This is a genomic window from Halopseudomonas maritima, assembly GCF_021545785.1.
In the GTDB taxonomy this organism is placed as follows: domain Bacteria; phylum Pseudomonadota; class Gammaproteobacteria; order Pseudomonadales; family Pseudomonadaceae; genus Halopseudomonas; species Halopseudomonas maritima.
The window spans coordinates 3443299-3459053 of sequence record NZ_CP079801.1; the positions used below are offsets into that span (position 1 = coordinate 3443299).

Below are 15755 nucleotides of genomic sequence, written 5' to 3' on the forward strand. Positions count from 1 at the left end.
CACAGCTCCGTTGGGGCGCTCTGCCAGCTTAGGTGTTTGGCGACTCAAATGCGAATCTCGGCCCAGTGCCTGCGCCGCCACATCACCGCAAAGATCATCGAGTTGACACAGCGATACAGGCTTTGCAGCAGCCATACCATCAGCAGACCGCCGCCCAGCAGCGGCCCGGCAATATAGGCGCAGGGCAGAAAGAGCAGCCATTGACTACCCAGGTTTACCGCCATAACGGTGCGGCTGGCGCCAGCCCCCAGCAGTGCCTGGGTCAGCACCAGTGCAGTTGCATCCAGGCTCATGCCCAAGCCGGTGATACGCAGCGGCCACTCGCCAAGGGCTATCAGCTCTGGATCATGGGTGAAGAGGCCAAGAATCAGGTGCGGTGCCAGCCAGAAGGGCATACCCAGCACAAAGAGCACCAGGACGGCTACGCGCACCACGTCCCAGCCCCAGCGATAGGCTTGCTCGGGTTCCTGTTTTCCCAGGCTGTGACTGACCAGCGTGGTAGCGGCCATGCCGAGCCCTACGCCGGGCAGAATCAGAAATAGCGCCAGGTTGACCAGTACGTGGGCGATAGCCAGCTCGTCTGTGCCGATGCGCGCGACAATCCAGAACAGGGTGGTAATGCCGGTGGCGAAGAAGAACTGCTGCAGCGAGTTGGGCAGGGCCAGGCGCAACATGGCGCGAATGTCTGCGCCGCGCGGCCGGGCCCGCAGGAAGCCGTGCTCGCGCCCGCCGTGCAGGGTGATGCCGAAATACAGCGCCGAGCCCAGCAACATGGCTATCGCGGTGCCCATGCCTGAGCCTTCTGCGCCCATTTCTGGCAGGCCGAAGCGGCCGAAAATCAAACCGTAGCTGATCAGCACATTGGCCAGGTGCATGATGACCAGAATCTGTAGATAGCGCCCGGCACGGTGGGTGCCGTTCCAGTAGCCGCGAAAGGCAAAGTTGGCGCCCACTGCCGCGATGGCCAGCACGCGCCACTGGAAGTAATGGGTGCCAATCTCGACCACCGCAGGGTCGTCGGCGAGAAAGCGAATAATGCGCTCGGCTTGGGCCCAGCAAATCAGCGTCAGGGGGATTGCCAGCAGCAGGGCGATCAGCAGGCCTTCATTGAGTGGGCCGGCAACGCGCCGGGTGTCGCCGGCGCCCTGGCGCCGCGCGACCATGGCTTGCACCCCCGCACCCAGCCCCATCACCAGCGCCACGGCCATGAAGTTGGCATAGCTGCCCAGCCCTACGCCCGCCAGTGCTTCGCTGCCCAGGCTGCCGACCATGGCAGCGTCTATCAGGTTGAGCAGGCTCTGGCTCAGCATGCCGCCCATGATCGGCAGCCCCAGCACGGCGATACTGCGTAGCCGTGCGCGGGAGGGAAGCAGGGCCATCAGTTGTCGTAGCTGAGGTTGGGTGCCAGCCAGCGTTCGCTGACTGCCTGATCCTGGCCCTTGCGGGTGCTGTAGGATTCAACCTGGTCACGGGTGATCTTGCCCACCGCAAAATACTGGCTTTGCGGGTGCGAGAAGTACCAGCCGCTGACCGAGGCCGCCGGGAACATGGCGAAGTGCTCGGTCAGGGTTACGCCGCTGGTGCCCTCAGGGTCGAGCAGTTTGAACAGGGTGGCCTTTTCGGTGTGGTCAGGGCAGGCCGGATAGCCTGGGGCCGGTCGAATGCCGCGATACTGCTCACGGATCAGGCTGTCGTTGTCCAGCTCCTCGCTGCTGTCGTAACCCCAGTAGGTCTTGCGCACCTGCTCGTGCAGCCACTCGGCGCAGGCCTCGGCCAGGCGGTCGGCCAGCGCCTTGACCATGATGGCGCTGTAATCGTCCCCCTTGGCCTCGTATTCCTTGGCCAGCTCTTCGGCGCCAATGCCGGCGCTGGTGATAAAGCCGCCAACGTAGTCTGTCTTGCCGCTGTCTGCCGGGGCTACAAAGTCGGCCAGCGAGAGGTTGGGTTTGCCGTCGGGCTTGATGGTTTGCTGGCGCAGGTGGTGCAACTGAGCCAGCGGTTCGCCTTGCGGGTCGAACAGCTGGATGTCGTCATGTGCAACCTGCTGGGCTGGCCAGAAGCCGAAGACCGCGCGAGCGCTGATCAGCTTCTCGTCGATCAAACGGGACAGCATGGTGCGGGCGTCGGCATACAGCGCAGTTGCCGCTTCGCCAACCACCTCATCTTGCAGAATGCGCGGGAACTTGCCGGCCAGGTCCCAGGAGATAAAGAAGGGCGTCCAGTCGATGTATTCCGCCAGCACGCGCAGATCGATGTCGTCGAGCGTCTGTACGCCGAGGGTGCGCGGGGCGGGTGGCTGGTAGTCGCTCCAGTCCAGCTGCAGGCGGTTGTCGACCGCCTGTTGATAGGTCAGGTATTCGGTGCGTGCCGAACGGTTGGCGGTGCGCTCGCGCACCACGGCATAGTCCTCGCGGATCTGCTGCACGTAGGCGGGCTTGAGCTCCTTGGACAGCAGCGAGGTGGCAACACCCACTGCACGCGAGGCGTCGGTGACGTAGATCACCGCATCGTTGTGGTAGTGCGGCTCGATCTTCACGGCGGTATGCGCCTTGGACGTGGTGGCCCCGCCAATCAGCAGCGGCAGGTGAAAGTCGCGGCGCTGCATTTCCTTGGCTACGTGCACCATCTCGTCCAGCGACGGGGTGATCAGGCCGGACAGGCCAATGATGTCGCATTTCTCGTCGATGGCGGTCTGCAGGATCTTTTCTGCCGGCACCATCACCCCCAGGTCGACGATGTCATAGCCGTTACAGCCCAGCACCACGCCAACGATGTTTTTGCCGATGTCGTGTACGTCACCTTTTACCGTGGCCATGAGAATCTTGCCTTTGGCTTCGGGGGTATCGCCCTTTTCCTCTTCAATAAAGGGGATCAGGTGCGCGACGGCCTGTTTCATGACGCGGGCGGATTTAACCACCTGGGGCAGGAACATCTTGCCGGCGCCGAACAGGTCACCGACCACGTTCATGCCGGCCATCAACGGGCCTTCAATCACTTCGATCGGACGCTTGGCCTGCTGACGAGCCTGCTCGGTGTCTTCGACGATCCAGGCGGTGATGCCCTTGACCAGCGAATGCTCAAGGCGCTTTTCCACCGGCCAGCTACGCCATTCTTCGTTTTCCGCTTCCTTGGCGGCGCCGTCGCCCTTGAACTGCTCGGCAATGGCCAGCAAGGCGTCGGTGGCATCAGGGCTGCGGTTGAGGATGACGTCCTCTACGCGGTCACGCAGTTCGGCCGGGATCTCGTCGTAAATCTCCAGCTGACCGGCGTTGACGATACCCATGGTCAGGCCGCTGCGAATGGCGTAGTAGAGAAATACCGAGTGAATCGCCTCGCGCACCGGGTTGTTGCCGCGGAACGAGAAGGACACGTTGGACACGCCGCCTGAGCTCAGTGCGTAGGGCAGGTTGTCGCGGATGTAGGCGCAGGCGTTGATGAAATCAACGGCGTAGTTATTGTGCTCCTCAATGCCGGTAGCCACGGCAAAGATGTTGGCGTCGAAGATGATGTCTTCCGGCGCAAAGCCGACTTCGTTGACCAGAATGTCGTAGGAGCGTTGACAGATTTCGTTCTTGCGAGCCTCGGTGTCGGCCTGGCCAGCTTCATCGAAGGCCATGACGATCACCGCTGCGCCATAGCGCTTGCACAGACGGGCATGCTGCTTGAACTGCTCGACGCCTTCCTTCATGGAGATCGAGTTGACGATGCCCTTGCCCTGAATGCACTTGAGGCCGGCCTCGATCACATCCCATTTGGAGGAGTCGATCATGATCGGCACGCGGGAGATGTCAGGCTCGCCGGCGATCAGGTTGAGAAAACGCACCATCGCCGCCTTGGAGTCGAGCATGCCCTCGTCCATGTTGATGTCGATAATCTGGGCACCGGCTTCCACCTGCTGCAGAGCGACTTCAAGGGCTTCGGTGTAATTCTCCTCGCGAATCAGGCGGGCAAACTTGGCGCTGCCGGTAATGTTGGTGCGCTCACCAACGTTAACGAACAGCGACTCGCGGGTAATGGTGAAGGGTTCCAGGCCGGAGAGACGGCAGGCCGGGGCAATCTCCGGGATTTGCCGGGGCGGGTACTTGGCTACGGTCTCGGCAATGGCACGAATGTGCGCCGGGGTGCTGCCGCAGCAGCCGCCGACGATGTTCAAGAAGCCGGCGCGGGCAAAGTCGTCGATCACCGCGGCCATTTCTTCAGGAGTCTCGTCGTACTCGCCAAACTCGTTCGGCAGGCCTGCATTCGGGTGGGCGGATACAAAGGTATTCGCCTTGTTCGACAGCTCTTCCAGATAGGGACGCAGGTCTTTGGCGCCCAGGGCGCAGTTCAAACCGATGGAAATGGGCTTGGCGTGGCGCACCGAGTTCCAGAAGGCCTCGGTGGTCTGGCCTGAGAGCGTGCGGCCCGAGGCGTCGGTGATGGTGCCGGAGATCATGATCGGCAGCTCGATACCGTCGTCCTCAAATACCTGCTGTACGGCAAAGATGGCCGCCTTGGCGTTCAGGGTGTCGAAGATGGTTTCGATCAGGATCAGGTCGGCGCCGCCTTCGATCAGGCCACGGGTGGATTCGATGTAATTCTCGACCAGCTCGTCAAAGGTGACGTTGCGGTAACCCGGGTCATTTACGTCCGGTGAGATGGAGCAGGTGCGGCTGGTCGGGCCCAGTACGCCGGCAACAAAACGCGGGCGATCCGGGGTTTCGGCGGTTTTGGCATCACACACCTGGCGTGCGATGCGGGCACCGGCGACGTTCAGCTCGTAAGACAGCGCCTGCATGCCGTAATCGGCCTGGGAGATGCGTGTGGCATTGAAGGTGTTGGTTTCGATGATATCGGCGCCGGCGTCCAGGTAGGCCTTCTGAATGGCCGACAGAGCCTCGGTCTGCGTCAGTTGCAGCAGGTCGTTGTTGCCCTTGACGTCGCTGGGCCAATCGGCAAAGCGCTCGCCACGGTAGTCTGCCTCCTCCAGTTTGTAACTCTGGATCATGGTACCCATGCCGCCATCGAGAATCAGGATACGCTGCTGCAGGGCTTCGCGCAGGGCGGTCAGGCGGGTGCTTCGGTCAGACATGGGTACTCCGGAAAAGGCGCGCTGAAAAGCCGAGAAGCATAGCACGACGTGGGCCTGGCCGGCAGTTGGCTAGTGTCTGGATAATAACCAAGCAAAAAGGTAGGGCTTTATTCGTAAGCCCGCATCCCTTACACTTGCGGCCTAGTAAGGTCATTGAGTACGAGGCATTTCATGGCAGGTATCGTTTTTACCCAGGCAGCAGAGGAGTATCTTGCTGACCTGCTGTCCAAGCAGGACTCCGAGGGCGTTGGCATCCGGGTGTTTATCACCCAGCCCGGCACGCCCTACGCAGAAACCTGCATTGCCTACTGCAAGCCCGGTGAAGAAAAGCCGGAAGATCAGTTGCTGAAACTGGACTCCTTTAATGTATGGCAAGACGCCGTCAGCGTGCCTTTTCTGGAGGAGGCGCTGGTGGATTTCGCGACTGACCGCATGGGCGGTCAACTGACCATCAAGGCGCCCAACGCCAAGGTGCCGATGGTCAACGACGACAGTCCGCTGAACGACCGCATCAACTACTTGCTGCAGACCGAGATCAACCCCGGTCTGGCCAGTCATGGCGGCGACGTCAAGCTGGTGGATGTGGTTGAGGGCGGCATCGCCATTCTGCAGTTTGGTGGCGGTTGTCAGGGCTGCGGTATGGTTGACGTCACGCTCAAGGAAGGCATCGAGAAAACCATGATCGCGCGTATTCCGGAGATCACGGCGGTGCGCGACGCAACCGATCACAGCGTTACCGAAAACGCTTACTACTGACACCCTTGCTGGATCGCCGCTTGCGCAGGCGTCATCGATGCTTGCGCGGGGCTGCACCTCTGACGCTATACTGCCGAAAGCGGGCTGGCACCTAGCCAGTCCGTGTTCCATCCGCTTGGTGAGGCAAGGTTATGGCAGGGGTTCTGGATACGGTTGATCAGCGCACGCGCCTGGTAGGCGAAAACCGGCTGGAAATTCTGCTGTTTCAGTTGGCCGGGCCGCAGCTGTTTGCGCTCAACGTGTTCAAGATTCGCGAAGTTCTTACCCTGCCCACGCTTACCCAGATGCCCCAGCGTCACCCTAATGTCGTTGGCGTGATTCATCTGCGTGGACAGACCATCCCGGTGATTGACCTCTCAGGTGCAATTGGCTTGCAGCCGCAGCCGTTAGACGGCAACAGCACCATCATCGTTACTGAATACAACCTCTCCGTGCAGGCCTTTCTTGTCCGCACCGTTGACCGGATCATGAACCTCAACTGGGATGCCGTTCAGCCGCCGCCGCGTGGTGCCGGACGCGCGCACTACCTCACGGCCATTACCCGGCTGGAGAATATGCGCCTGGTCGAGATTATTGACGTGGAGAAGGTGCTTGCCGAAATTGTGCCTTTCAATACCCGGGTCAGTGATGCCTTGCTGGAAGATCCGCTGCTGCAGCGCGCGCGTGGCCGCGAGGTGCTGGTGGTGGATGACTCACCGACGGGTGTCAACCAGGTGCGCGACACTCTGGCTCAGCTTGACCTCAAGCTGCATGTGGCGACAGACGGGCTAAAGGCGCTACGTATGTTGCAGGGCTGGGCGGATGCTGGTGAAGATATGAACGAGCGCTTGCTGATGGTGATTACCGACGCCGAGATGCCGGAAATGGATGGCTACCGGCTGACCACCGAGATTCGCCGAGATCCGCGGCTCAAAGACCTGTTTGTCGTACTGCACACCTCGTTATCCGGCAACTTCAACAAGGCCATGGTCGAGAAGGTCGGTTGTGACGGCTTTCTCTCCAAGTTTCAGCCTGACCAGCTGGTTGAAGTGGTGCGTGCCCGGCTGCAGCGGCTGGAGCCCTGACGCCGCAGCGCGGCGCCAGGAGTGAATGAAACTCAGGGCTCCAGATGACGCTCGTGCTGCTCCATGACCGGCTGGGGGATACCCAGTTTTTGCCCGTAGATCACCGCATAACTCAACACGCTCTGCACGTACTTGCGGGTTTCGTCGAAGGGGATGGCCTCAATCCAGACATCCGAAGGCAGACTGCCCATGCCGCGAGTCCATTGACGGACGCGGCCCGGGCCGGCGTTGTAGGCGGCCGAAGCCAGTACCCGATTGCCGGAAAACTGTTGGTGCAGGCCTGACAGGTAAGCTGCGCCGAGGGCGATATTACGCTCGGGGATCAGCGCGTCCTGATTGCCGGAATAGGGGATGGCGTACCGCCGAGCCGTTTCCCGTGCCGTTGCGGGCATTAGCTGCATCAGGCCCATGGCGCCGGCATGCGAGCGTGCATCCGCCATAAAGGCGCTTTCCTGGCGGGTGATCGCATACACCCAGGTGGTGTTGAGCTGACGGGCCTGGGCCTGCTGTTGAATTGGCTGCTGGTAGGCCATCGGGAAGCGAATATCCAGGTCATCCCAGTACTGCGCCTGGCTGATGCCGCGAATGGCCGGGAAGTACCAGGCCATCTCGTTGGCCAGCAGCGCCTGCGCAATCAGTTGCTCGCGGTTGAAACGGTCGCCGGCGTGATACCACTCGCGACGGGCGTTGATTACTTCGTTACGGTTCAGAAATTCACGGGCACGCAGGGTGCCTGGATCCTGCTGCACGCTTTGCATCACCGCGTCCGGCACGCTGGCCCGCTGGTGATTCAGAGCATAGGGCTGGCGGGCGCGCTCTGCCGCGAGAAAGCCATAGAAGTCGCGTTCCTGTGCCAGCGCCTGGTACTCACTGACCAATTCGCCGACGCCGTTGTTGGCCAGTTGCGCGCTACGCAGGCGCCAGTAGCGCCAGCGGCTCTGCTCGGCCAGCGAGGGCGGTAGTTGAGCTGTTAGCTGGCTGGCGGCATCCCACTGGCGAGTGCGCAGGGCCAGGCGGACACGCCATTCGCTAACGTCGTCATCTTTCATTTGCGGGTCGTTGGCAGCCATGAAGAGCAGGGCGGCAGGGTCGACCTTTTTGGCCAGGCGCACGCCGATATCGCGCGTGATCGCCAGGCGGTCCTCCTCGGTGTAGGGCAGATCCTTGTATTGCGGCCAGAGGCCCAGCGCAGTGCTGGCGTCGTCGCGGCCGAGGCGGCGCAGCGAGACGGTCGCAATGTCAGCCATGCGCTGCGGTGGCAGATTGCGATAGGCGCTGGTGTCGCGGAGCTTGCTCGGCTGGGTGGCAGTATCGACAAACAGGGTGGCTAGTGTCTGATTGTGCTGCATCAGCTTGGTCAGGTAGCGGGCCAGGGCGTCCTGGCGATACAGCAGAGCCAGGCGGATTCGTTGCCAAACGACGTCGTCGTTCAGGCCGCCGGCTGCACGCCAGCGGTCGAACAGCGGGTCACAGGCATCGGGTTGTGAGCGACCTACAGTCCAGAGGGTCTGCGCCTGTTGCATGGCGCCGGCACGATCGCCGCTGTCCCACTGGTGCATGGCGCGGCGGCAGTCCTGGCTGGCGTTGCGGTCGGCCTCCTGGTACTGCTGGTCAAACTGTTGCCATTTGCCCTGGCGCGCCAGGCGCGTCAGCCAGCGGTCCTTGAGGCGACTGGCGAAGGGCAGGTTGCTGTGGTCGCGGACAAAGTCGGCCAGCTCCTGATCGGTAGCGCTGTCGAAGGTCTGGTTCAGGTAAGCCTGGCGCACATAGGGATACAGCACGTAGTCGCGCAGCCCTGGCTCCAGCTGCCGAAATTGCTCCCACTGGGCCTTGTCGATGGCCTCTAGTGCACGGTCGTAGTTTAGACGCTGACTGTCTAATCGGGCATTGGCTTGGGTCAGCGCGGGGAGAAGAAGGCCTGTGAGCAGGGCACAGATGAGCAAGGAGCGGGTGTGGCGACGCATGATTCTCCTGCCGCTGGGGCGTTGCAAGATCGATGATTGTCTTTGCGGCTGTCTGCTTTGCTGGCTGCAGCCTGTTTGGGCACAGCTTAGCCTGTTGCCTGACAGCGGCATAGTGGCCGCATGTGAAATGGTGCACAGCGGTTATCGGCGCGCCCGCCAGAGGGTAGACTATGCGGCTTGCAAACCAACAGGTGAGTTATGGCACTGCTCTCGTTTTCCGACGTATCCCTGGCCTACGGCCTCAACCCGCTGCTCGACAAGGTCAGCTTTCAGCTCGATCGCGGTGAGCGTGTCTGTCTGATCGGTCGCAATGGCGCCGGCAAGTCGAGTTTGTTTCGCTTGGTGACCGGCGAGCAGGGTGCGGACGAGGGGGATATCTGGTTTGCCCCTGGCCTGAAGATTGGCCAGTTACCCCAGGAGCTGCCGGCGGCTGATGATAAGACCGTGTATGACGTGGTGGCGTCCGGCCTGGCAGGGGTAGGTGAGCTGCTGGCTGAGTACCATCATCTGATCACCGGCGAGATGGGCGATGCGGAGCTGGCACGGCTGGAGAAGGTGCAGGTGCAGCTTGAAGCCAAAGACGGCTGGCGCCTGGATCAACTGGTCGATACCACGCTGACGCGGCTAGGCCTGCCGGCCGACAAGCTGATGTCCGAGCTCTCCGGTGGCTGGCGCCGCCGCGTGCTGCTGGCCCAGGCGCTGGTGGCCGAGCCGGATGTGTTGCTGCTGGATGAGCCGACCAACCACCTGGATATCCATACCATTGCCTGGCTGGAGTCGGTGCTGCTGGAGTTTCGCGGTGCTGTGCTTTTTATTACCCACGACCGTTCCTTCCTGCAGGCGCTGGCGACACGGATTCTGGAGCTGGATCGCGGCCAGTTGATTGACTGGCAGGGCGACTACCGTAGTTTTCTTGAGCACAAGGAGCAGCAGTTGGCTGCCGAAGCCACGGCCAATGCGCTGTTTGACAAGAAGCTGGCGCAGGAAGAAGCCTGGATTCGTCAGGGCATCAAGGCGCGCCGTACTCGTAACGAAGGGCGTGTGCGTGCGCTCAAGGCCATGCGTGAGGAGCGTGCCCAGCGGATTGAGCGCCAGGGCAAGGCGAGCTTCCAGCTGGAAACCGCAGAAGCGTCTGGCAAGCGGGTTATCGAGGCCGAGGGGGTCAATTTCGCCTGGCCGGACAAGGCGCCTCTGGTGCGTGACCTGACCCTGAACGTGATCCGTGGCGACCGCATTGGTCTGATTGGCAACAACGGCTCGGGCAAGAGCACGCTGCTCAAGTTGCTGCTCGGTCAACTGCAGCCCACCAGCGGCCGTATTCATAGCGGTACGCGACTGGAAGTGGCCTATTTTGACCAGCTGCGGGATCAGCTGGACCCGGAAAAGACCGTAATCGACAACATCTCCGAAGGGCGTGACTTTATCGAGATCAATGGCGATCGCCGGCACATCATCAGTTACCTCGGTGATTTCCTGTTCTCGGCTGAACGCGCACGCACGCCCGTCAAGGCGCTATCCGGTGGTGAGCGCGCTCGCCTGCTGCTGGCGCGACTGTTCAGCAAGCCGGCGAACATGCTGGTGCTGGATGAGCCGACCAACGACCTGGATGTGGAAACCCTGGAGCTGCTGGAAGACGTGCTGGCCGGCTTTGATGGCACGGTGCTGATTGTCAGCCACGACCGGGCCTTCCTGGATAACGTGGTCACCAGCAGTCTGGTGTTTGAGGGCAAGGGCCGCGTGCGTGAGTACGTTGGCGGTTACGCCGACTGGCTGCGCCAGGGCGGTAGCGTTGACCAGCTAGCCGAGTGGGGAGAGAAGGCCCAGCCCGCAAACGCTGCTGAGCCCGAGCCGACGCCTGCGCCGGCCGCCCCGGCGGCCGCGCCCGCAAGCAAGCCCAAGCTCAGCTACAAGCTGCAGCGCGAGCTGGATGCGCTGCCGGCGTTATTGGAAAAGCTGGAGGCGGAGGTGGAAGCGCTGCAGGCCCAGGTCGGCGATCCTACTTTTTACCAGCAGCCCCACGACGTCACCGCGCCGGTGCTCGCCGCAGTAGAGGTCAAACAAGCCGAACTCGACGCCGCCATGGAGCGCTGGGCCGAGCTGGAAGATCAGGCGGGCGGCTAGGCCGCCCGGCTAGAGGCTAGAGGTGGTAGGGCCGAAAGGTCAGGCTGGTGCTTGAGGGGTAACCTAAGCGCATGGCTAGGCTTTTCAGCCTTCAGCCTTCAGCCTTCAGCCTTCAGCCTTCAGCCTTCAGCTGTTAGTCCTTCTTCCCCAGCCGTACCGCAATGACATCGCAGGGCGCGCCGTGCAACACGTCATTGGCGGTGGAGCCCAGCAGCAGAGCGAGGCCGTGACGGCCGTGGCTGCCGACGACAATAAGGTCGCACGCCTGATCGGTGGCGACCCGGTGGATTTCCTGGCGCGGATGGCCGAAGGCGATCTGCAGGCGCTCGTCCGGCAACCCGTAGTCGGCGGCAAACAGTTGCATGCGCTCCTTGGCTTGCTCGAACTGTTGCTGCTGCAGCATGGACAAGTCCATGGGCACATCCCCGCCGTAAGCCATGGCCAGGGGCTCGACCACATGCAACAGCGACAGCTCGGCATTTAATGCGTTGGCCAGCTGCATGGCATGGTCGGCAACGGCCCGACATTCTTCGATCAGGTCAACAGCCACCAGTACGTGTTTGTACAGCATAGGCACTTTCTCCTTTTTTGAGCGGATACTAGCAGGCCTCTTAGGCTGTGTGCAGTCATGGCAAGGAAACTGTTTCCAGCATACGCCGCTCCCAGCGACAGGCAATGTTTTCAGGCTGGCGAAGGCTCTGGCGCGGCGACTGGAAAGCTGCTTGGTGGCTGCTACAGTGGTTCGATGCTGTGCTGGCACAGTGATTTTATATGCTGCTTATTCGTGCAAAGATTTACATGCAAGTGATTGTTTTTTAATGGTTTTGATATTTCTTGTTGAGGGGCGCAGGCTGGTTGCCGACCGGGCTGCTGCGCGCCGGCAATTGACATCCGAGAGGAATTAAAAGAAGGTGTGCGCACCCGAATCAAACGGTCGTATGAATTCTTTTGGTTCATCCCGTCCCGGATAATCGGGATCGTTCATGACACGGGTTTGGCCCTCGTCTGCACAGGCGGTCGGGTCAGCCGGTGTTTCTCATGTGCTTTTCATAGCGTGGAGATCAGTTGATGATTTACGAAGGTAAAGCCATCACGGTTCAAGGCCTTGAAGACGGCATCGTCGAGCTCAGATTTGATCTGCAGGGCGAGTCGGTCAACAAGTTCAACAGCGCCACTCTGTCCGAGCTCGATGCGGCAGTGCAGGCCATCCAGAACAACGCCGACGTCAAGGGCGTTGTTGTCACCAGCGGCAAGGACGTGTTCATCGTCGGCGCCGACATCACCGAATTCGTCAGCACCTTCAAGCTGCCTGAAGAAGACCTGGTTGCCGGCAACTTGTCCGCCAACAAGATCTTCAATGCCTTTGAAGACCTGAATGTCCCCACGGTCGCTGCCATCAACGGCATCGCGCTGGGCGGTGGTCTGGAAATGTGTCTGGCTGCTGACTTCCGTGTCATGGCCGCCAGCGCCAAGATCGGTCTGCCGGAAGTCAAGCTGGGTATCTACCCGGGCTTTGGCGGCACTGTACGTTTGCCGCGCATCATCGGTGTCGACAACGCCATTGAGTGGATCTGCGGTGGCTCCGAGCAGCGCGCCGACAAGGCTCTGAAAGCCGGTGCTGTTGACGCAGTTGTTGCTGATGACAAGCTCAAAGCCGCTGCCATCGACGTGATCAAGCGCGCCATTGCCGGTGAGCTGGATTACAAGGCCAAGCGTCAGCCCAAGCTGGAAAAGGTCAAGCTCAACACCATCGAGCAGATGATGGCGTTCGAAACCTCCAAAGGTTTCGTTGCAGGTCAGGCTGGCCCGAACTACCCGGCGCCGGTTGAAGCCATCAAGACCATTCAGAAAGCAGCCAACCATGGCCGTGAAAAAGCACTGGAAGTGGAAGCCGCTGGTTTTGCCAAGCTGGCCAAGACGACCGTTGCTGCCAGCCTGGTGGGTCTGTTCCTGAATGATCAGGTGCTCAAGCACAAGGCCAAGAAGTACGACAAGCAGGCCGCTGACGTTAACCTGGCTGCGGTACTGGGCGCGGGCATCATGGGTGGCGGTATCGCCTACCAGTCTGCGGTCAAGGGCACCCCGATCCTGATGAAGGATATCCGCGAGGAAGGCATCCAGCTGGGTCTGGACGAAGCCTCCAAGCTGCTGGGCAAGCGCGTAGCCAAAGGCCGCATGAAGCCTGAGCAAATGGCCAAGGCGCTGAACGCCATCCGTCCGACCATGTCCTACGGCGACTTCAAGGAAGTTGACCTGGTGGTTGAAGCGGTTGTCGAGAACCCGAAGGTCAAGCACGCGGTGCTGGCTGAAGTAGAAGGTCAGGTGACTGAAGACACCATCATCACCTCCAACACCTCTACCATCTCCATCACCTATCTGGCTGAAGCGCTGAAACGCCCGGAAAACTTCTGCGGCATGCACTTCTTCAACCCGGTGCACATGATGCCGCTGGTTGAGGTTATTCGTGGCGAGAAGTCCAGCGAGAAGGCGGTTGCTACCACCGTTGCCTACGCCAAGAAAATGGGTAAGACCCCGGTTGTCGTCAACGACTGCCCAGGCTTCCTGGTTAACCGCGTTCTGTTCCCGTACTTCGGCGGCTTTGCGCGTCTGATCGGTATGGGTGCTGACTTCCAGCGCGTTGACAAGATCATGGAAAAATTCGGCTGGCCGATGGGCCCGGCTTACCTGATGGACGTTGTCGGCATGGACACCGGTCATCACGGCCGTGACGTCATGGCCGAAGGTTACCCGGATCGCATGGCTGACAAGACCCGCACCGCTGTTGACGTCATGTATGACGCCGGCCGCCTGGGTCAGAAGACCGGTAGCGGTTTCTACGCCTACGAGATGGACAAGAAGGGCAAGCCGAAGAAGGTGGTCGACGCCAAGGCTTACGAACTGCTGAAAGATGTGGTTCTGGAGCAGCGCGAGTTCACCGACGAAGAAATCATCGAAATCATGATGGTTCCGCTGTGCCTGGAGACCGTGCGCTGCCTGGAAGACGGCGTCGTCGAGTCTGCGGCAGATGCCGATATGGGTCTGGTCTACGGTATCGGCTTCCCGCCCTTCCGTGGTGGCGCGCTGCGCTACATCGACACCCTGGGCGTGGCTGAATTCGTCGCCATCGCTGATAAATACGCCGAATTCGGCGCCATGTACGCACCGACTGAAAAGCTGCGTGAAATGGCGAAGAACGGTCAGAAATTCTTCGGTTAACCGCGGAACGTACAGAGCGAGAGTAAATCTATGAGCCTGAATCCGAGAGACGTCGTTATTGTCGACTTCGGCCGTACCCCGATGGGCCGTTCCAAGGGCGGCATGTACCGCAACGTGCGTGCTGAAACCCTGTCCGCCAACCTGATTACCGGCGTACTGGCACGTAACCCGAAGATCGATCCGGCAGAAGTTGAAGATGTAATCTGGGGCTGTGTAAACCAGACCCTGGAGCAGGGCTGGAACATCGCGCGCATGGCGTCGCTGATGACCCCGATCCCGCACACCAGTGCTGCGCAAACCGTAAGCCGTCTGTGTGGCTCGTCCATGAGCGCACTGCACACCGCCGCGCAAGCGATCATGACCGGCAACGGCGACGTATTCGTTGTTGGTGGTGTTGAGCACATGGGCCACGTGGGCATGATGCACGGTGTTGATCCGAATCCGGCCCTGTCGCTGTACGCTGCCAAGGCGTCTGGCATGATGGGTCTGACTGCTGAAATGCTGGGCAAGATGCATGGCATCACCCGCGAGCAGCAGGATGCCTTTGGTGAGCGTTCTCACCGTCTGGCCCACAAGGCCACCGTTGAGGGCAATTTCAAGGATGAGATCATCCCGATGGAAGGTCACGACGAGAACGGCTTCCTGAAGCTGTTCACCGAAGACGAGACCATTCGCCCGGAAACCACGCTGGAAAGCCTGGCAGCCCTGCGCCCGGCGTTTAACCCCAAAGGCGGCACCGTGACTGCGGGTACGTCCTCGCAGATCACTGACGGCGCTTCCTGCATGATCGTGATGTCTGCTGAGCGCGCTCAGGCCCTGGGTCTGGAGCCGTTGGCGGTTATCCGCTCCATGGCGGTTGCTGGTGTCGATCCGGCGATCATGGGTTATGGTCCGGTTCCGTCCACCAAGAAGGCCCTGCAGCGTGCTGGCCTGAGCATGAGCGATGTTGACTTCGTTGAACTGAACGAAGCCTTCGCTGCCCAGGCTCTGCCGGTCCTGAAAGACCTGAAGCTGCTGGATCAGATGGACGAGAAGGTGAACCTGCACGGCGGCGCCATCGCCCTGGGTCACCCGTTTGGCTGCTCCGGTGCGCGTATCTCTGGCACCCTGCTGAACGTCATGAAACAGAACAACGGCACCATTGGGATTTCCACCATGTGCGTTGGCCTGGGTCAGGGCATCACCACGGTCTTTGAGCGCGTCTAACGGCTCTGGCTGGTGAATAAAGCCGAGGCCCTGTGCCTCGGCTTTTTTATTGCTTCAAGGAGGTTGTACATGCGTCCAGGACGCTATCGGCACTATAAAGGAAAGGACTATCAGGTCATCGGTCTGGCGCGGCACTCTGAGACCGAGGAACCCTTGGTGGTCTACCGCACTCTGTATGGTGATTTCGATCTCTGGGTCAGGCCGCTGGCCATGTTCAACGAGCAGGTTGAGGTTGACGGGGAGCAATATCCACGCTTTACCTTTATCAGCGAAGACGTGTAGGCTCTGGCCCTCCAGCCTGTCCGGCAGTGTTCTGCCAGAAGGGGTTGAGTGTCAGCTTCGAGTTCAGTTCGGGTC

At 60.8% G+C, this 15755-nt stretch carries 10 protein-coding genes; 6 read left to right on the forward strand and 4 right to left on the reverse strand.

Going from position 1 to position 15755, the window contains the following annotated elements; genetic code table 11:
• Positions 1-44: 44 nt before the first annotated feature.
• Positions 45-1379 (reverse strand): MATE family efflux transporter, encoded by a 1335-nt coding sequence (locus tag HV822_RS15955; RefSeq protein ID WP_238871201.1) that lies wholly within the window; start codon positions 1377-1379, stop codon positions 45-47.
• Positions 1379-5071, reverse strand: a complete 3693-nt coding sequence (gene metH, locus HV822_RS15960; protein WP_238871203.1) for a methionine synthase — start codon at positions 5069-5071, stop codon at positions 1379-1381. Before metH ends, HV822_RS15955 begins: the two co-directional genes overlap by 1 nt.
• Before the next feature lie 171 nt (positions 5072-5242).
• Here metH and nfuA point away from each other — a divergent pair, with 171 nt between their 5' ends.
• On the forward strand, positions 5243-5827 hold the full coding sequence (gene nfuA / locus HV822_RS15965; protein ID WP_238871205.1) for a Fe-S biogenesis protein NfuA: 585 nt from the start codon (positions 5243-5245) through the stop codon (positions 5825-5827).
• 131 nt (positions 5828-5958) lie between these two features.
• Entirely contained in the window at positions 5959-6891 is a 933-nt protein-coding gene (locus HV822_RS15970) for a chemotaxis protein CheV (protein WP_238871206.1), read from the forward strand.
• Positions 6892-6923: 32 nt separating this feature from the next.
• Here the strand turns inward: HV822_RS15970 and HV822_RS15975 are convergent, their stop codons facing one another.
• Positions 6924-8855: a transglycosylase SLT domain-containing protein gene (locus HV822_RS15975; RefSeq protein WP_238871208.1), complete on the reverse strand. Its 1932-nt coding sequence runs from the start codon at positions 8853-8855 to the stop codon at positions 6924-6926.
• A 198-nt stretch (positions 8856-9053) separates the two neighbouring features.
• On the opposite strand from HV822_RS15975, the gene HV822_RS15980 reads away from it, so the two are divergent.
• On the forward strand, positions 9054-10976 hold the full coding sequence (locus tag HV822_RS15980) for an ATP-binding cassette domain-containing protein (RefSeq protein ID WP_238871210.1): 1923 nt from the start codon (positions 9054-9056) through the stop codon (positions 10974-10976).
• 133 nt (positions 10977-11109) lie between these two features.
• On the opposite strand, the gene HV822_RS15985 is transcribed toward HV822_RS15980, so the two are convergent.
• The gene (locus HV822_RS15985; RefSeq protein WP_238871211.1) at positions 11110-11547 is read right to left on the reverse strand and encodes a universal stress protein; all 438 of its coding nucleotides are present in this window, start codon (positions 11545-11547) and stop codon (positions 11110-11112) included.
• Positions 11548-12044: 497 nt separating this feature from the next.
• On the opposite strand from HV822_RS15985, the gene fadB reads away from it, so the two are divergent.
• From fadB to HV822_RS16000, 3 genes are all read left to right on the forward strand, one after another.
• Entirely contained in the window at positions 12045-14192 is a 2148-nt protein-coding gene (gene fadB / locus HV822_RS15990; protein WP_238871213.1) for a fatty acid oxidation complex subunit alpha FadB, read from the forward strand.
• A 30-nt stretch (positions 14193-14222) separates the two neighbouring features.
• On the forward strand, positions 14223-15398 hold the full coding sequence (gene fadA / locus HV822_RS15995; RefSeq protein WP_083726001.1) for an acetyl-CoA C-acyltransferase FadA: 1176 nt from the start codon (positions 14223-14225) through the stop codon (positions 15396-15398).
• Between the two features lie 69 nt (positions 15399-15467).
• On the forward strand, positions 15468-15680 hold the full coding sequence (locus HV822_RS16000; RefSeq protein WP_174704249.1) for a DUF1653 domain-containing protein: 213 nt from the start codon (positions 15468-15470) through the stop codon (positions 15678-15680).
• Positions 15681-15755: the final 75 nt, after the last annotated feature.